17 protein-coding genes are annotated in these 17,007 nt (G+C 71.7%); 16 read left to right on the top strand and 1 reads right to left on the bottom strand.

The annotated features are described in order from the left end of the window. Nucleotides 1-96: 96 nt before the first annotated feature. The 15 genes from ACIO6U_RS16575 (at nt 97) to ACIO6U_RS16505 (ending at nt 13,013) form a co-directional block, all read left to right on the top strand. Nucleotides 97-930, top strand: a complete 834-nt coding sequence (locus tag ACIO6U_RS16575) for a UTRA domain-containing protein (RefSeq protein WP_391049502.1) — start codon at nt 97-99, stop codon at nt 928-930. Between the two features lie 217 nt (nt 931-1,147). Continuing rightward, the gene (locus ACIO6U_RS16570) at nt 1,148-2,155 is read left to right on the top strand and encodes a sugar ABC transporter substrate-binding protein (RefSeq protein WP_401311800.1); all 1,008 of its coding nucleotides are present in this window, start codon (nt 1,148-1,150) and stop codon (nt 2,153-2,155) included. Between the two features lie 41 nt (nt 2,156-2,196). After that, on the top strand, nt 2,197-3,231 hold the full coding sequence (locus ACIO6U_RS16565) for an ABC transporter permease (protein WP_391163763.1): 1,035 nt from the start codon (nt 2,197-2,199) through the stop codon (nt 3,229-3,231). Beyond that, entirely contained in the window at nt 3,228-4,085 is an 858-nt protein-coding gene (locus ACIO6U_RS16560; RefSeq protein ID WP_401719550.1) for an ATP-binding cassette domain-containing protein, read from the top strand. The genes ACIO6U_RS16565 and ACIO6U_RS16560 overlap by 4 nt, the downstream gene beginning before the upstream one ends. Further along, nucleotides 4,082-5,221, top strand: a complete 1,140-nt coding sequence (locus tag ACIO6U_RS16555) for an ROK family glucokinase (protein WP_355339048.1) — start codon at nt 4,082-4,084, stop codon at nt 5,219-5,221. The genes ACIO6U_RS16560 and ACIO6U_RS16555 overlap by 4 nt, the downstream gene beginning before the upstream one ends. Further along, a complete protein-coding gene (locus ACIO6U_RS16550; protein WP_401719546.1) occupies nt 5,218-5,853 on the top strand; it encodes a hypothetical protein in 636 nt (211 codons plus the stop codon). The genes ACIO6U_RS16555 and ACIO6U_RS16550 overlap by 4 nt, the downstream gene beginning before the upstream one ends. Before the next feature lie 121 nt (nt 5,854-5,974). Next, a complete protein-coding gene (locus ACIO6U_RS16545; protein ID WP_391049506.1) occupies nt 5,975-7,246 on the top strand; it encodes an alpha/beta fold hydrolase in 1,272 nt (423 codons plus the stop codon). Between the two features lie 125 nt (nt 7,247-7,371). Next, entirely contained in the window at nt 7,372-8,004 is a 633-nt protein-coding gene (locus ACIO6U_RS16540; RefSeq protein WP_391049508.1) for an MBL fold metallo-hydrolase, read from the top strand. 49 nt (nt 8,005-8,053) lie between these two features. After that, nucleotides 8,054-8,833 carry an exodeoxyribonuclease III gene (locus ACIO6U_RS16535; RefSeq protein ID WP_355339059.1) on the top strand — a complete coding sequence of 260 codons (780 nt, stop codon included), beginning with the start codon at nt 8,054-8,056 and terminating at the stop codon, nt 8,831-8,833. 95 nt (nt 8,834-8,928) lie between these two features. Then, nucleotides 8,929-9,369 carry a DUF6278 family protein gene (locus ACIO6U_RS16530; RefSeq protein ID WP_355339062.1) on the top strand — a complete coding sequence of 147 codons (441 nt, stop codon included), beginning with the start codon at nt 8,929-8,931 and terminating at the stop codon, nt 9,367-9,369. 175 nt (nt 9,370-9,544) lie between these two features. Next, nucleotides 9,545-9,796, top strand: coding sequence for a TfoX/Sxy family DNA transformation protein (locus ACIO6U_RS16525; RefSeq protein ID WP_188285422.1), 252 nt, complete (start codon nt 9,545-9,547; stop codon nt 9,794-9,796). Between the two features lie 8 nt (nt 9,797-9,804). Beyond that, nucleotides 9,805-10,548 (top strand): amino acid ABC transporter ATP-binding protein, encoded by a 744-nt coding sequence (locus ACIO6U_RS16520; protein WP_188285421.1) that lies wholly within the window; start codon nt 9,805-9,807, stop codon nt 10,546-10,548. A gap of 17 nt (nt 10,549-10,565) precedes the next feature. Beyond that, complete coding sequence (locus ACIO6U_RS16515; protein WP_401719540.1) at nt 10,566-11,513, top strand: glutamate ABC transporter substrate-binding protein; 948 nt, start codon at nt 10,566-10,568, stop codon at nt 11,511-11,513. A 16-nt stretch (nt 11,514-11,529) separates the two neighbouring features. Further along, complete coding sequence (locus ACIO6U_RS16510; protein ID WP_391049513.1) at nt 11,530-12,174, top strand: ABC transporter permease subunit; 645 nt, start codon at nt 11,530-11,532, stop codon at nt 12,172-12,174. Next, nucleotides 12,171-13,013, top strand: coding sequence for an amino acid ABC transporter permease (locus ACIO6U_RS16505; RefSeq protein WP_401311582.1), 843 nt, complete (start codon nt 12,171-12,173; stop codon nt 13,011-13,013). The genes ACIO6U_RS16510 and ACIO6U_RS16505 overlap by 4 nt, the downstream gene beginning before the upstream one ends. Before the next feature lie 22 nt (nt 13,014-13,035). Here ACIO6U_RS16505 and ACIO6U_RS16500 read toward each other — a convergent pair whose 3' ends face one another. Further along, nucleotides 13,036-14,676, bottom strand: a complete 1,641-nt coding sequence (locus ACIO6U_RS16500; RefSeq protein ID WP_401719536.1) for a CocE/NonD family hydrolase — start codon at nt 14,674-14,676, stop codon at nt 13,036-13,038. Nucleotides 14,677-14,960: 284 nt separating this feature from the next. Here ACIO6U_RS16500 and ACIO6U_RS16495 point away from each other — a divergent pair, with 284 nt between their 5' ends. Further along, nucleotides 14,961-16,835, top strand: coding sequence for a transketolase (locus ACIO6U_RS16495; RefSeq protein WP_355339077.1), 1,875 nt, complete (start codon nt 14,961-14,963; stop codon nt 16,833-16,835). Nucleotides 16,836-17,007: the final 172 nt, after the last annotated feature.

The raw sequence follows: 17,007 nt of genomic DNA, 5'->3' as shown, positions 1-17,007 counted from the left end.
GCGCTGTCCCAACCTCCCGCGCCGCCCGCCCCCTGTCAACGCTTTGTCCGGACATAAGGACTTCCGGTGATCATGGGTGGCCGATACGCTCCCTCCGTGCCCAAGCAGGAGCCCACGCACGCACCCCCGCACGAACCAGGCCGCGAAGCCGTGCCGCCCGGCCGTGGGCGCCCGCAGGCCCGGCCCGTCCACCGCGATCTGCGGCTGGCCGTCGACCGCGCCAGCCCCGTACCGCTCTACTTCCAGCTCGCCCGGCAGCTCGAAGCCGCCATAGAAGAGGGCGCGCTCGCCCCCGGCAGCCTGCTCGGCAACGAGATAGAGCTGGCCGCGCGGCTCGGCCTGTCCCGGCCGACCGTCCGGCAGGCCATCCAGTCGCTGGTCGACAAGGGCCTGTTGGTGCGCCGCCGGGGCGTCGGCACCCAGGTGGTGCACAGCCATGTCGCCCGCCCGCTGGAACTGAGCAGCCTGTACGACGACCTGCTCGCCGCGGGCCGGCACCCCAGCACCCGGGTGCTCGCGAACGCCCGCGGGCCCGCGCCCGCCGCGGTCGCCGCCGCCCTGGGCCTGCCGGAGTCCTGCCAGGTCGCCGTCGTGCACCGGCTGCGCCTCACCCACGGCGAGCCGATGGCGTACCTGTGCAACTACCTCCCCTGCGACCTGCTGGAACCGGCCACCGGCGAGCTGGAGACCAACGGTCTGTACGCGCTGATGCGGCACCACGGCATCACCCTGCACAGCGCGGAGCAGACCGTGGGGGCCCGCGCGGCCACGGCCGAGGAGAGCCGGCTGCTGGCCGAGCCGCCGGGCGCGGCGCTGCTGACGATGCAGCGCACCACGTACGACGACCGGGGCCGCGCGATCGAGTTCGGCTCCCATCTGTACCGGGCCTCGCGCTACACCTTCGAGTTCCGGCTGCTGGTCAGAGCCTGAGGCAGGACCGGTGCGAAGACGCCCGCCGACCGCGTACGGACCCCCTCGCCGGCCCCGGGAAGGCGCCCTCTACCGCACCCCCGCCAACCCGCCGCACCGGCCCGCCGGGCATCGCGCCGTACCCCTTGACGGATACTTGGGCCGCCGGGATGGTCGCTCGCAACACTCTCATCCCGGCAGTAACAGGAACCGCAGGGAAAGGCAGGGCCTCGTGGCGATGGCAAGGGCGGGAACACGGGTGGTGGGCGCGCTGACGGCGGCGGTGCTCGGCGCGGTCTGCCTGGCCGGGTGCAGCAGCACCGGCGGCAAGCGCGCGGAGGACCGGGCCAAGCAGGCCGCGGCCAACGGCTCCGCCGTCAACACCCCGCACTGGACCTTCGCGATGGTCACCCACTCCGGCGCGGGCGACACCTTCTGGGACATCGTCCAGAGCGGCGCCAAGCAGGCCGCCGACAAGGACAACATCAAGTTCCTCTACTCCAACAGCGACCAGGCCAACGAGCAGTCGCAGCTCGTCCAGGCCGCCATCGACCAGCACGTGGACGGGCTGATCGTCACGCTCGCCAAGCCCGACGCGATGAAGGCCGTCGTGCTCAAGGCGGAGAAGGCCGGTATCCCGGTCATCACGATCAACTCCGGCTCGCAGGAGTCCAAGGAATTCGGCACGCTCGGCCACATCGGCCAGGACGAGACCATCGCGGGCCGCGCGGTCGGCGACGAGCTGAACAAGCGCGGCAGGAAGCACGCCCTGTGCGTACTCCACGAGCAGGGCAACGTCGGCCACGAGCAGCGCTGCGCGGGCGCCAAGGCCACCTTCTCCGGGACGATGGACAACCTCTACGTCGACGGCACGAACATGCCCGACGTGCAGTCCGCCGTCCAGGCCAAGCTCCAGGCCGACAAGAGCATCGACTCCGTCGTCACCCTCGGCGCGCCCTTCGCGGCCACCGCGGTCAAGGCCAAGGACCAGGCGGGCTCCTCCGCCGAGGTCGACACCTTCGACCTGAACGCGCAGGTCGCCGCCTCCCTCAAGGCGGGCACCATCGGCTTCGCGGTCGACCAGCAGCCGTACCTCCAGGGCTACGAGGCGATCGACCTGCTGTGGCTGTACCGCTACAACGGCGACACCCTCGGCGGCGGCCAGCCCGTCCTGACCGGGCCGCAGATCGTCACCAAGGACGACGCGGAAGCCCTGCTGTCGTACACCAAGCGGGGCACCCGTTGAGCGGGCAGAGCACGCGCACCCCGGACGGCGGCGCCCCCGACCTGCTGGTGAGCCCGGTGGACGACGAGCGGCTGGCGCCGAGATCCGTCGTGCGCGCCTTGCTGGCCAGGCCCGAGCTGGGCTCCGTCGTCGGCGCGGTCGCCGTCTTCGTCTTCTTCTCCGTCGTCGCCGACGCCTTCCTGCGGGCGTCCAGCCTCGGCACGGTGCTGTACGCGTCCTCCACGATCGGCATCATGGCCGTCCCCGTGGCGCTGCTGATGATCGGCGGCGAGTTCGACCTGTCGGCCGGTGTCCTGGTGACCAGCTCCGCGCTGGTCTCCTCGATGTTCAGCTACCAGATGACCGCGAACGTCTGGGTCGGCGTCGGGGTGTCGCTGCTGGTCACCCTCGCCATCGGCTTCTTCAACGGCATCCTGCTCGTGCGCACCAAACTGCCCAGCTTCATCATCACGCTGGGCACCTTCCTGATGCTCACCGGCCTCAATCTGGGCTTCACCAAGCTCATCAGCGGCACTGTCTCCACCAAGACGATCGCCGACATGGAGGGCTTCCCGACCGCCCGCGACCTGTTCGCCTCGCACTGGACGATCGGCTCCGTCGACCTCCAGGTCACCATCTTGTGGTGGCTCGGCCTGGTCGCCGTGGCCACCTGGGTGCTGCTGCGCACCCGCGCGGGGAACTGGATCTTCGCCGCGGGCGGCAACGCGGACGCGGCCCGCGCGGTCGGCGTCCCCGTCGCCCGTACCAAGATCGGCCTGTACATGGCGGTCGCCTTCTGCGCCTGGATCTCGGGACAGCACCTGCTGTTCTCGTTCGACGTGGTGCAGTCGGGCGAGGGCGTCGGCAACGAGTTCCTGTACATCATCGCGGCCGTCATCGGCGGCTGCCTGATGACCGGCGGATACGGCAGCGCCATCGGCTCGGCGGTCGGCGCGTTCATCTTCGGCATGACCAACAAGGGCATCGTGTACGCCCAGTGGAATCCGGACTGGTTCAAGTTCTTCCTCGGCGCGATGCTGCTGCTCGCGACGCTGCTGAACGCCTGGGTCCGCAAGCGGGCGGAGGCCGCGGCATGAGCGCAGAACCCGTCCTCGGCAAGGTCCCCGCGCCCGCCGGCGCCCCGCTGGTCGAGCTGACCGACGTCTCCAAGTCGTACGGGAACGTCCGCGCGCTGCGGGACGTCTCCCTCGAAGTGCGCGCGGGCGAGATCACCTGCGTCCTCGGCGACAACGGCGCGGGCAAGTCCACCCTCATCAAGATCATCGCCGGGCTGCACCAGCACGACACGGGCCGCTACGCCATCGAGGGCGAGGACGTACGGCACAGCTCGCCGCGCGAGGCGCTCGACCGCGGCATCGCCACCGTCTACCAGGACCTGGCTGTGGTCCCCCTGATGCCGGTCTGGCGGAATTTCTTCCTCGGCTCCGAGCCCACCCTCGGCCGCGGCCCGCTGCGCAGGCTCGACGTGGCCGCCATGCGCGCCACCACCCACCAGGCGCTGCTGCGGATGGGCATCGACCTGCGCGACGTCGACCAGCCGATCGGCACCCTGTCCGGCGGCGAGCGCCAGTGCGTGGCCATCGCCCGCGCCGTGCACTTCGGCGCGAAGGTGCTGGTCCTGGACGAGCCGACGGCCGCCCTCGGCGTCAAGCAGTCGGGTGTGGTGCTGAAATACGTGGCCGCCGCGCGCGACGCGGGGCTCGGTGTGGTACTCATCACGCACAATCCGCACCACGCGTATCTGGTCGGTGACCGGTTCATTCTGCTCAAGCGAGGCGCGATGTCGGGCAGCCACCTGAAGAAGGACATTACGCTGGACGAGCTGACCCGAGAGATGGCCGGGGGCAGCGAGCTGGACGAGCTGACCCACGAACTGATGCGCCGGACGACCACCACACCACCGGCGACCGACCCGGAGACCTCCGCTTGAGTGCCAATCGTGAACGTGTGTACCGCGGCGGCGCCGCCAGGGCGACGGTGCTCCAGACCGTCGGCCGCCGCGAGAGGCGCTCGCATCTGACCGCGCCCCGCGTCCCCACCGTCGGTATCGACATCGGCGGCACCAAGGTGATGGCCGGGGTGGTCGACGCGGACGGGGTGATCCTGGAGAAGATCCGCACCGAGACGCCCGACAAGTCCAAGAGCCCCAAGGTCGTCGAGGACACCATCGTCGAGCTGGTCCTGGACCTGTCGGAGCGGCACGACGTGCACGCGGTCGGCATCGGGGCGGCGGGCTGGGTCGACGCCGACCGCTCGCGGGTGCTCTTCGCCCCGCACCTGTCCTGGCGCGACGAGCCGCTGCGCGACCGGCTCGCCGAGCGCCTGCTGGTCCCCGTCATGGTCGACAACGACGCGAACACCGCGGCCTGGGCCGAGTGGCGCTTCGGCGCCGGGCGCGGCGAGGCCGACCTGGTGATGATCACCCTCGGCACCGGCATCGGCGGCGCGATCCTGGAGGACGGCCAGGTCAAGAGGGGCCGCTACGGCGTCGCTGGCGAGTTCGGTCATATGCAGGTGGTGCAGGGCGGCCACCGCTGCGCCTGCGGCAACCGCGGTTGCTGGGAGCAGTACAGCTCGGGGAACGCGCTGGTCAGGGAGGCCCGCGAGATGGCCGCCGCGGATTCCCCGGTCGCCTACGGGATCATCGACCGGGTCGGCGGCAGCATCAGCGAGATCACCGGACCGCTGATCACCGAGCTGGCCCGCGAGGGCGACGCGATGTGCGTCGAGCTGTTCCAGGACATCGGCCAGTGGCTGGGCATCGGCATCGCCAACCTCGCCGCCGCCCTCGACCCGTCCTGCTTCGTCATCGGCGGCGGCGTCAGCGCCGCCGACGACCTGCTGATCAACCCGGCCAGGGACGCCTTCCGGCGCAATCTCACCGGCCGCGGCTACCGGCCGGAGGCGCGGATCGCCAAGGCCGAACTGGGCCCCGAGGCCGGTATGGTCGGCGCCGCCGACCTGGCCCGGCTGGTCGCCCGCCGCTTCCGCCGCGCCACCCGCCGCCGCGTCGAGCGGTACGAACGCTACGGCCGGGTCTACGGACGGCAGGGAGCCCAGTCGTGACCACCACACCCTTCGACCAGGACACCCTGGAGCCGGGCCCCGAGTCCGACGGGGGACCGCCCGCGGACGGCGACGCGGGCCGGGCGCGGCTCGCACCGCCGCCGCGGAACCCGCCGCGCTGGGTCCGCTGGACCGTCGTCCCGCTGCTCGTCCTCGTACCGATCGGGTACGTGCTGATCTCCGCCGAGCAGAGCCGGGACAGCGGGGTCACCAAGCAGAAGGAGGCGGCCCTCAGCCATCTGGAGCTGGCCGTTCCGACCATCCTCCAGCGGCAGATATACCAACTGCCCTTCCCCGACGGCACCACTGGCCCCGGCTACCTGGAGACCAACTCCTGGGACACCAGCGCGCTGTACGTCCAGTTCACCACCACCTCCGGCGGCCTGGACACCTTCCTCGCGCAGGTCGGCAGCGCCCGGAACGTGCTGCGCGGGGGCAAGGACGCGATCACCGCCGCGCAGGCCAGGACGGCGGGCTGGGACTTCCTCACCGGCCGCACGTATGTGGGCGTCAGCATGCACCAGGCCGGCGACAAACCGGACCGCAACATCGTGGTGGACCTCACCGACCCGGACGTCCCCACGGTGTACGCGGTCTCCACCGTCAACTTCCGGCACGGCTTCAAGGGATGACGGCGGCGGGGCGCCGATGTCAGGGGCGATGACAACGATGGCCCATGACAGTCCTCGCGGGCCCGCGGAAGCGGGCCACTCGGATTTCGGAAGCACACACTCCACTCGGTAGCGTGAGGCGATGAGCGACTCGACCGACGGCGATCTGGACCCGCGGCCCCCCCTTCAGCACCGCTTCGACGGCCCGGCCGACGCCCCCGTCCTGATCCTGGGCCCGGCCCTCGGCGCCACCTGGCACATGTGGGACCGGCAGCTCCCGGCGCTCACCGAGCAGTGGCGGGTGCTGCGCTACGAGCTGCCGGGCCACGGCGGCGCGCCCGCGCATCCCGCGGCATCGGTCGACGACCTGGCCGCCCGGCTGCTCGCCGTCCTGGACGACGAGGGCGTCGACACCTTCGGCTACGCGGGCTGCTCGCTCGGCGCCGCCATCGGCGCCCGGCTCGCGCTGCTGCGCCCCGACCGGGTCGCCGCGCTCGCCCTGGTCTCGGCCGCCGCGCGGTACGCCACCGCCGACGTGTGGCGGCAGCGCGGCGTCGTGGTCCGCGCCAACGGCCTGGACCGCACGGCGCTGGCCAGCCCCGAGCGCTGGTTCACCGGCCCCTTCCTCGCCACCCAGCCCGCGATCACCGACTGGGCCGTGCAGATGGTCAGGACCACCGACGCGGACTGCTACATCGCCGGGTGCGAGGCGCTGGCCGCCTTCGACATCCGGGACGCGCTCGGCAGCATCAAGGTGCCGACGCTGGTGGTGGCGGGCGCCGACGACACCGAGACCCCGCCCGCCGACGCCCGACTGCTGGTCGCCGGAATACCGGACGCCCGGCTCGCGGTCGTCCCGGCCACCGGCCACCTGGCGCCCGTCGAGGAGCCCGTGGCCGTCGGCGACCTGCTGGCGACGCACTTCGGCAGCGTGTGGACCGAGCCGGTGTCCGTGTCGACCGGCTCCGTCGCCGTACCCCCGGCCCCCGTCGTACCGCCGCAGGCCGTCGCCGCGCCGCCCGCCGCGGTGGCGCCCGACACGTACGAGGAAGGGCTGCGGATACGGCGCGAGGTGATCGGTGACGCGGAGGTCGACCAGGCGCTGGCCCGCGCCGAGGACTTCGGCGCCGACTTCGACAGCTTCCTGACCCGCTACGCCTGGGGCGAGGTCTGGTCGCGGCCCGGCCTCGACCGGCGCACCAGGAGCTGCGTGACGCTGACCGCGCTGACCGCCACCGGCAGGCTGGAGGAGCTGGCCGACCACACCAGGGCGGCGCTGCGCAACGGCCTGACCCCGGCGGAGATCGAGGAGGTCCTGCTGCACACCGCGCTCTACTGCGGCCTGCCCGCCGCCAGGGCCGCGGTGGACACCGCGCGTACGGTGATCCGGCAGGAGACCGGGGCGCACCCGTAGCAAGATGGAGGCGTACCGGAAAACGCCCAGCATCCGAAACGCCCAGCATCCGAGAACCCCAGCACCCCAGCACCCCAGCACCCGAGAACCAGAGAAGCCAGAACGCGCTGCCGAGGACGGACCCTGTGAAGCTCACGAAGAAGCGCCACGCCTGCATCCGGCTGGAGAAGGACGGGCGCACGCTCGTCATCGATCCGGGCACCTTCAGCGAGGAGGACGCGGCGGTCGGCGCCGACGTCATCCTGGTCACGCACGAGCACCTGGACCACTTCAACGCCGACCGGCTGCGCGCCGGGCTCGAAGCCAATCCGGGCGCGGAGCTGTGGACCCTGCGCGCGGTGGCCGACGAGGTCTCCGCGGCCTTCCCCGGCCGCGTGCACACCGTCGGCGACGGCGACACCTTCACCGCCGCGGGCTTCGACGTCCAGGTGCACGGCGAGCTGCACGCCGTGATCCACCCGGACATCCCGCGGATCACCAACGTCGGCTACCTGATCGACGGTTCGCTCTTCCACCCCGGTGACGCGCTGACCCTGCCCGGCACCGCCGTGGACACCCTGCTGCTGCCCGTGCAGGCTCCCTGGAGCAAGATCTCCGAGGTCATCGACTACGTCCGCGAGGTCAAGCCGCGCCGCGCCATCGACGTGCACGACGCGCTGCTGACCGACCTGGCCCGGCCGATCTACGACACGCAGATCGGCGGCCTCGGCGGCGCCGACCACGTACGGCTGGCGCCCGGCGACAGCACGCAGGCGTAGCAGCGCCGCCACCGGGTCACTGTCGGACCCACCGGTTAGGTTGGGGAGCATGCGCATCGCGACCTGGAACATCAACTCGATCACCGCCCGCCTTCCGCGGCTCCTCGCCTGGCTGGAGAGCAGCGGCACCGACGTCCTGTGCCTCCAGGAGACCAAGTGCACCGCCGAGCAGTTCCCGCGCGACGAGCTGCGCGAGCTGGGGTACGAGTCGGCGGTGCACGCCACCGGCAGGTGGAACGGGGTGGCGTTGGTCTCCCGTGTGGGCCTGGAGGACGTGGTCGAGGGCCTGCCCGGCGGACCCGACTGGGAGGGCGTGCACGAGCCGCGTTCGGTCTCCGCGACCTGCGGCGCGGTCCGTCTCTGGTCGGTCTACGTGCCCAACGGCCGTGAGGTCGACCACCCGCACTACGCGTACAAGCTCCAGTGGTTCGAGGCGCTGCGCGCCGCCGTCGCGCAGGACGCGGCCGGTCCGCGGCCCTTCGCGGTGCTCGGCGACTTCAATGTCGCGCCGGTGGACGAGGACGTGTGGGACCTGTCGGTCTTCGAGGGCCAGACGCATGTCACCGCCCCCGAGCGCGCCGCGCTGGCCGCCCTGCGCGAGACCGGCCTCACCGATGTGATGCCGCGCCCGCTGAAGTACGACCGCCCGTACACGTACTGGGACTACCGGCAGCTCGCCTTCCCCAAGAACCGCGGGATGCGGATCGACCTGGTGTACGGGAACGAGCCGTTCGCCAAGGCCGTCGGCGACGCGTACGTGGACCGCGAGGAGCGCAAGGGCAAGGGCGCCTCCGACCACGCGCCGGTCGTGGTGGACCTGGAGGTCTGACCGGGGGCCGCCGCGGCGCGCGGGGGCGCTCCGGCGGCCGGTCCCGGCACGCGCGCCTGTGGTCGCGGCGGCACGGCAGGTGCGACGCTGACCGCATGGACATCCCCCTGATCGGCAAGTGGCGCAGAAGACACGGCGTCGCCCGCGGTTTCGCCGTGTACACCGACGGCGCCCCCGACGCGACCGGCGTCGCGGAACTGCTCGGCGAGTGCGAACTGCTGCGCGCCCGCGCCGCCGACGACGGGGTGGACCTGGACGACACCCCCGAATCGCTCGCCGCCCTCGACCAGTTGGCGCCGAGCTGGCGGGACGACGAAGAGGTGCTGTCGGACCTCGGCAACGACGCGGGTCTCTACCTCGGCACCGTCATGGTGCTCACGGTCCCCGACGCGGCGTGGGAGATCCTGCCCAACGGCCAGCCCGTGGTGCGGCTCGCGTCCGGCCGCGAGATCGACACCGTGGCGATCGGCCACGCCTGGGCCGAGAGCGGCAGCCCCGAACTGTCCCAGGTGCTCGCGGAGTCGTCGGAAGACTGAGCCCGTACGGCGGTGCGGCTGTCACCCGATCCAGTGGTCATCACCACACAGTGGGGTGCGGTCCAGGGCGTGTCACCACGCGATGGCCGCGCAGGGCACTAGAGGACGTGCATGATGGCGCCGAAGGTCCCCCTTTTCGCACCAGTCCCCACCAGCTCGGTACCGGAGGCACGACGTGGACTCCCTTCAGCAGCTCCCGAACATCGGGTCGGTCCTGGCCGACCGCCTGCGCCGCGCGGGCGTCGACGACGCGGGCGAACTGCGACGGCTGGGCTCCGGCCGCGCCTTCGAGAAGATCCGGCCCGAACTGCCGGAAGACGCCTGCACGCACACGCTGCTCGCGCTGGAGGGCGCGCTGCGCGGCATGCGCTGGACCGCGATCCCGCAGACCGAACGCGACACCCTCGTCCATCGCGTGCTGGGCTGAGCGCGCGGATGACCCGGGAACCCCTGATCGTCCTGCGCGGAGTCAACAAGCACTTCGGCCCGCTGCACGTGCTCAAGGACATCGATCTGACCATCGGCCGCGGCGAGGTCGTCGTGATCATCGGTCCCTCGGGTTCCGGGAAGTCCACGCTGTGCCGGGCCATCAACCGCCTCGAACCCGTGGAGTCGGGCACGATCACCATCGACGGCGTGCCGCTGCCCGCCGAGGGCCGCGAGCTGGCCCGGCTCCGCGCCGATGTCGGCATGGTCTTCCAGTCCTTCAACCTCTTCGCGCACAAGACCGTCCTGCAGAACGTGATGCTCGCGCCGGTCAAGGTGCGCGGCCGGGGCAAGGCCGAGTCGGAGCGGCAGGCCCGCGAACTGCTGGACCGGGTGGGCCTGGTGGGGCACGAGGACAAGTTCCCCGCGCAGATGTCCGGCGGCCAGCAGCAGCGGGTGGCCATCGCCCGCGCACTGGCCATGAACCCCAAGGCGATGCTCTTCGACGAGCCCACCTCGGCCCTCGACCCCGAGATGATCAACGAGGTGCTGGAAGTGATGCGGCAGCTCGCCGAGGAGGGCATGACCATGGTCGTGGTCACCCACGAGATGGGCTTCGCCCGGTCCGCCGCGCACCGGGTGGTCTTCATGGCGGACGGCCGGATCGTCGAGGACCGGGTGCCGGAGGAGTTCTTCACCGCGCCGCGCAGCGAGCGCGCCAAGGACTTCCTCTCCAAGATCCTGCACCACTGATCAGCACCTGGACCGCCATGCGACGCACTCACCGGCCCGCCCGCCCGGCGCGCCCGGCGGCCGTGGCCCGTCTCGCGGCGCTGGCCGCGGTGACCGGGCTGGCCGCGCTGACCGCTGTGACCGGCTGCGGCAAGCAGGGCAGCCCGCCCGCCAAGGGCCCCCGCGCCGACGCCCTGCCCGCCTACCGGGTCAACCGCGACTTCTCGCTGCCCGCCTCCGCCACCTGGTCGGCCGCCCACCGGCGCGGCAGGCTCGTGGTCGGCGTCAAGGACGACCAGCCGTACCTCGGCGAGCGCGACCCGGCCACCGGCACGTACTCCGGTTTCGACATCGAGATCGCCAAGATGATGGCCGCCTCGCTCGGTTTCGCGGCCGACCGCGTGCAGTACAAGCCGGTCGCCTCCGCCAACCGGGAGACCGCCCTGAGCAACGGCCAGATCGACTACTACGTCGGCACGTACACCATCAACGCGCTGCGCAAGAAGCAGGTCGGCTTCGCGGGCCCGTACTACATGGCCGGGCAGGGCCTGCTGGTGCGCAAGGACGAGAAGGACATCAACGGGCCGCAGGACCTGAAGGGCAAGAAGGTCTGCTCGGCGGCCGGTTCCACCCCGATCCAGCGGATCGAGCGCGACTACCCCGACGCCACGCCGGTCACGTACGACACGTACTCGGTGTGCGTGGACAATCTGCTGACCTACCAGGTCGACGCGGTCACCACCGACGACTCGATCCTGCTGGGCTACGCGGCCAAGGCGCCGAACGAGATGAAGCTGGTCGGCAAGCCGTTCTCGAAGGAGCCGTACGGCATCGGACTGGCCAAGGGCGACACGGCGCTGCGGGGCGCGCTGGACGACGCGATCGTGGCGCACGAGCGCGACGGCGACTGGAAGAAGGCGTACGCGGCGACGCTGGGTCTGTCCGGGGTCCCGGCGCCCGTACCGCCGCCGGTCGACCGGTACTGAGGGGGAGACACACCGCGTGAACGTCCTGACCGACAACTACTCGCTCTTCGGCAAGGGCCTGTGGGGCACCGTCCAGCTCACCCTGCTGGCCGGGGCGCTCTCGCTGGTCGTCGGGGTGATCGTCGCCGGATTCCGGGTGTCGCCCGTCAAAGCGCTCCGCGCGTTCGGCACCGCCTGGGTGACGGTGCTGCGCAACACCCCGCTGACGCTGCTGTTCTTCGCGGTGCTGCTCGGCCTGCCGCGCTTCGGACTCGTGCTGCCCTTCCGGGTGTTCGCGATCCTGGCGCTGGGCGCGTACACCTCGGCGTTCATCTGCGAGGCGGTCAGGGCCGGGATCAACACCGTGCCGCTCGGCCAGGGCGAGGCGGCCCGCAGCCTGGGCATGACCTTCACGCAGACGCTGAGCCTGGTGGTGCTGCCGCAGGCCGCCCGCGCGGTGATCTCGCCGATCGGCTCCACGCTGATCGCTCTGGCCAAGAACTCCGCCATCGCCGGGTCCTTCTCGGTCACCGAACTGCTCGGCACGTACAAGCCGCTCAACGAACTGGGCTACAGCATCGTGTGGACCTTCGTCTGGATCGCCGTCGGCTATCTGATCGTCACGTTGACCATCAGCGCGGTCTTCACCGTGCTGGAGCGGAAGCTGGGGGTCGCGCGATGAGCGGAAGCAGCGCGCTGTACGACATTCCGGGGCCCAAGGCGCTGGCCAGGCACCGGCTGTACGCGTGGCTCACCACGGCGGTGCTCGCCGCGCTGGTCGGCTTCGTCGTCTACAAGCTGGTGGACACCGGGCAGTTCTCCGCCGTGAAGTGGCGGCCCTTCGCCTACGCGGGCATCCAGCGGCTGTTGCTCAAGGGCCTGGCCAACACGCTGAAGGCGTTCGCCTGGGCGGCGGTCCTCTCGCTGGTCTTCGGCGCGGTCTTCGCCGCCGGACGGCTCTCGGACCACCGGCCGGTGCGCTGGTTCAGCACGCTGGTGGTGGAGTTCTTCCGCGCGATGCCGCTGCTGGTGATGATCTTCTTCATCTTCATCGCTCTCAAGCTGGAGCCGATGACGGCCCTGGTCATCGGCCTGACGCTGTACAACGGCTCGGTGCTCGCCGAGGTGTTCAGGGCCGGTGTCAACTCCGTGCCGCGCGGCCAGGGCGAGGCCGCCTTCGCGCTCGGGATGCGCAAGACGCAGGTGATGGCGCAAGTGCTGGTGCCGCAGGCGGCCCGCGCGATGCTGCCCGCGATCGTCAGCCAGCTCGTGGTGGCCCTCAAGGACACCTCGCTCGGCTACCTCATCACCTACGAGGAGTTCCTGTACGCGGGCAAGCTGATCGCCACCAACCTCGACTACGACCTGCCCTTCATCCCGGTCGTGATGGTGATCGCGCCGATCTACATCGGCATGTGCATGCTGCTGTCGTGGTTCGCCAACTGGCTGGCGCGCCGTGAACGGCACAGCCCCAAGGTCAAGGACGTGCCGGTCACGGTCGCCACACCGCCGGAGATCTGAGCCCGACGTCCCGCTCAGCGGTTCACCTGTCGTCGAACGGGACCGACAGCGTCGAGGGGTCGCCGGCCGGGGAGGAGAAGCCCACCGTCGCGAACGCCGGATTCTCCCCGATGTAGAGCGGGTCGACGGTGTCGACGACCAGCGCGAGCCGGTGCCCGGCCGGTACGTCGTACGCCGTCGCCTGGAGCGCGATGTCGGTGCCGAACGCCTTCCCCGGCGTCTTCCCGATCCAGGTGTACGGCGCGTGCGCGACGAGCTTGCCGGTGCCGAGCGCGTCCACGTCGTAGAGGTACGCGATCACCGTGCCGTTGGCCGCGGACGGGGTGAGCGTGGTGTGCAGCACGCTCGTGCCGCGCACGTGCTGGGCGGTGGCGTACGGCTGCGACTGCCACACCCCGGCGAAGGCGCGCGGCAGCAGCGGGATCGACGCGGTGGGCGGGGCCTTGGCGAACTGGTCGAGCAGGCTGGACAGGAAGATGACGCCGCCGTCGGCGCCGGAGTCCACGCCGGTGCCGATCGTGGTGTGCCAGCCGGTGCCCGCGTCGCCGCCGAGCGCCCCGGTGCGCGCGCCCTTGGCGCCCAGCGCCAGCTTCTCGGTCCGCGACGGCACCGAGGACCAGTCGGCGTACCCCTCGTAGGCCCCGGTGGAGCGGGAGGTGAGCTGGACCGGCGGCTGGCGGTCGATCCCGTTGTCGGTGCCCTTCAGATAGTGGTCGAGCCAGGCGCGGGCGTCGGTCCAGGTGTCGTTGGGCAGCCCGAGCAGTCCGGTCGCCTCCGCCGTGGCGTGGTCGCCGGGCCGGAACTCCAGCCGCTTGGGGCCGGTCAGCCTCTCGTAGAAGTCCGCGTACTGGTTGGGCGGGAAGAGGCTGTCGCCCCAGGCGTTGGCGAGCATGACGGCGGTGTGGTTGGCGTTGAGCCGGTCCACGTAGGTCAGCGGGGAGCGGAGCTTCGCCCAGGCGATCATGGTGTCCTCCGACGCCAGGTTCGCGCTGAGGAAATTGGCGAGGATCGACTGGAGTTCGGCGCTGGGGCGGCCGGTCAGATACGCGGAGCCGCCGAGCAGGGCCGCCGCCTGGAGGTGCGGGGTGCGGCCCTGGTAGATCGACTCGACGAGGTCGGCCCAGCCGCTGAGCGCGGCCACCGCCTTGATCCGCGGGTCGTGCGCCGCCCCCAGCAGCCCGATCCCGGCGCCGTACGAGACACCGGCCATGCCGATCCGCGCCGGGTCCGCCGGGGTGTTGGCGAGGGTCCAGTCGATGACCTTCGAGACGTCGGCGACGTCCGGCGGGCCCGCGGTCTCGATCTCGCCGCCGGAGAGCCAGAAGCCGCGGCTGGTGTAACTGACCACGACATAGCCGGAGTCGGCGAGCAGTTTCTCCTGGGCGAGGTACTCCAGGTCGTTGATCGCCCAACTGCTGGGCAGGACGACGACGGGGTAGCGCTGCGAGCCGTCGTAGCCGCCGGGGGTGTAGACGTTCGCCTTGAGGGTGATGCCGCCGGAGCCGGGGATGTCGACGAAGCGCAGGGCCGACGCGGCGGCCGGGGCCGCGGCGGCGGACACCTTCGGCACGGGGGCGGGGGCCGCGGTCGCGGCGGGGGCGAGGCCGAGGGCCGTGGAGGCGAGCAGCGCCGCGCCGACGACACCCGCTGTGGTTGCTCTCATGGACTGCTCCTGACACGCCGGATGCGAAGTGACTGGAGAGTAACCACGCGGGCTTACCGAAGGTAACTCGCGTGCATGTTACGCACGGGTAACGATTGATGGGGAAGGTGCGACACCAGGGGCGCGACAGACCGCGCCGCCGCCCCGTTTGTCCGGCCCCGGGCCGGGCAGCCGCACCGCGGGGGGACAGCGGCCGAACGCGGGGGAAAGCAGGAAGAGCGGCACGCACGGGAGCGGGTGGCGGCACGAGGCGGCCACCACGCCACGAAGGGAGAGACGCCGCCATGAACGACGTCACCACGCACGACACCGAACCGGTCGACACGGCCGAGCTCACCGAACTCGCCCAGCAGTTGCGGGTGGACGCGGTACGCGCCGCCGACGCCGCCGGGTCCGGCCACCCCACGTCGTCGATGTCCGCGGCCGATCTGGCCGCCGTCCTCTTCGCCCGCCATCTGCGCTACGACTTCGACCGCCCCGACCACCCCGGCAACGACCACCTGATCCTGTCCAAGGGCCACGCCTCACCGCTGCTCTACGCCGCCTACAAGGCCGCGGGCGCGATCACCGACGAGGAACTGCTGACCTTCAGGAAGCTCGGCAGCCGCATGGAGGGCCACCCCACGCCCCGGCTGCCCTGGGTCGACGTCGCCACCGGATCGCTCGGCCAGGGGCTGCCGATCGGCGTCGGCGTCGCGATGTCCGCCAAACGCCTGGAGCACCTGCCGTACCGCACCTGGGTGCTGTGCGGGGACAGCGAGCTGGCCGAGGGCTCGGTGTGGGAGGCGTTCGAGCACGCCGGCATGGAAGGGCTCGACAATCTCACCGCGATCCTCGACGTCAACCGGCTCGGCCAGCGCGGCCCCACCCGGCACGGCTGGGACCTGGGCGCCTACACCCGCCGTATCCGCGCCTTCGGGTGGAACACCGTCGAGATCGACGGCCACGACATCGCCGCCGTGGACGAGGCGATGACCACCGCGCGCACCAACCGCGGCGCGCCCACCGCGATCATCGCCAGGACCCGCAAGGGCCGCGGCGTCGCGGCCGTCGAGGACCGCGAGGGCATGCACGGCAAGCCGCTGCCGGACGCCGAGGCCGCGATCCGCGAGCTCGGCGGCGTACGCGACCTGCGGGTCCACGTACGCCGTCCGCCGGACGCCGAGCGGCGCGAGCGCGGCGGGAACCCGTCCGCTGCGCTGCCGGAGTACCGGATCGGCGAGGACGTGGCCACCCGTACCGCCTTCGGCGAGGCGCTGGCCGCGCTCGGCACCCGGCGCGAGGACGTCGTGGTCCTGGACGGCGAGGTCGGCGACTCCACCAAGGCCGAGCTGTTCTCCAAGGAGCACCCCGAGCGGTACGTGGAGTGCTACATCGCCGAGCAGCAGCTCATCGGCGCCGCGGTCGGCTTCGGCGTACGCGGCTGGACACCGTACGCGGCCACCTTCGCCGCGTTCCTGACCCGCGCGCACGACTTCCTGCGGATGGCCGCGGTCAGCCGCTCCGACCTCAACGTCGTCGGCACGCACGCGGGCGTCGCGATCGGCGAGGACGGCCCGTCGCAGATGGCGCTGGAGGACCTGGCGATGATGCGCGCGGTGCACGGCAGCACCGTGCTGTATCCGTGCGACGCCAATCAGACGGCCAAGCTCGTCGCCGCGCTGGCCGACCGCACCGGCGTCGGCTATCTGCGGGCCACCCGCGGGGCCACCCCGGTGATCTACGGGCCCGAGGAGGACTTCCCGATCGGCGGCAGCAAGCTGCTGCGCGAGCACCCCGAGGACCAGGTCACCCTCATCGGCGCGGGCGTCACCCTGCACCAGGCGCTGGCCGCCGCCGACCGGCTCGTCGCCGACGGCATCCGCGCCCGCGTGCTCGACCTCTACTCGGTCAAGCCCGTCGACACCCAGGCGCTGCGCGCCGCCGCGCGGGCCACCGGCCGCTTCGTCACCGTCGAGGACCACCACCCCGAGGGCGGCCTGGCCGACGCGGTCCTGGAGTCCTTCGGCAACGGTCACCCGATGCCGCTGCTCACCCGCCTGGCCGTCCACACCATGCCCGGCTCCGCCACCCCCGAGGAACAGCTCCACGCGGCGGGCATCGACGCCGACGCCATCGCCGCCGCGGCCCGGACGCTGATCGGGCACACACACGAATGAGTGGAGAGCACACCCTGACCAGCACCGACCAGGACCTGACCGGCGACGCCCCGGAACCCTCCGGGCACACCGGAACGGGCGAGACGGAAACCGGCGACACGGCGGCGAGCGGTACGGAGACCGGCGGCACGGAGACCGGCGGCACGGAGACCGGCGACACGGCGGCAGGCGG

The organism is Streptomyces sp. NPDC087422, assembly GCF_044744145.1.
Lineage (GTDB): Bacteria > Actinomycetota > Actinomycetes > Streptomycetales > Streptomycetaceae > Actinacidiphila.
Note: the sequence above shows the minus strand (reverse complement) of the source record. Positions and strands in the feature narration are given on the sequence as shown.

Coding starts and splice junctions, on each gene's coding strand:
- ACIO6U_RS16545 (WP_391049506.1), top strand. CDS start 5,975: ATGAGCGACTCGACCGACGGCGATCTGGACCCGCGGCCCCCCCTTCAG.
- ACIO6U_RS16500 (WP_401719536.1), bottom strand. CDS start 14,676: ATGAGAGCAACCACAGCGGGTGTCGTCGGCGCGGCGCTGCTCGCCTCC.
- ACIO6U_RS16520 (WP_188285421.1), top strand. CDS start 9,805: ATGACCCGGGAACCCCTGATCGTCCTGCGCGGAGTCAACAAGCACTTC.
- ACIO6U_RS16495 (WP_355339077.1), top strand. CDS start 14,961: ATGAACGACGTCACCACGCACGACACCGAACCGGTCGACACGGCCGAG.
- ACIO6U_RS16505 (WP_401311582.1), top strand. CDS start 12,171: ATGAGCGGAAGCAGCGCGCTGTACGACATTCCGGGGCCCAAGGCGCTG.
- ACIO6U_RS16560 (WP_401719550.1), top strand. CDS start 3,228: ATGAGCGCAGAACCCGTCCTCGGCAAGGTCCCCGCGCCCGCCGGCGCC.
- ACIO6U_RS16535 (WP_355339059.1), top strand. CDS start 8,054: ATGCGCATCGCGACCTGGAACATCAACTCGATCACCGCCCGCCTTCCG.
- ACIO6U_RS16570 (WP_401311800.1), top strand. CDS start 1,148: ATGGCAAGGGCGGGAACACGGGTGGTGGGCGCGCTGACGGCGGCGGTG.
- ACIO6U_RS16530 (WP_355339062.1), top strand. CDS start 8,929: ATGGACATCCCCCTGATCGGCAAGTGGCGCAGAAGACACGGCGTCGCC.
- ACIO6U_RS16515 (WP_401719540.1), top strand. CDS start 10,566: ATGCGACGCACTCACCGGCCCGCCCGCCCGGCGCGCCCGGCGGCCGTG.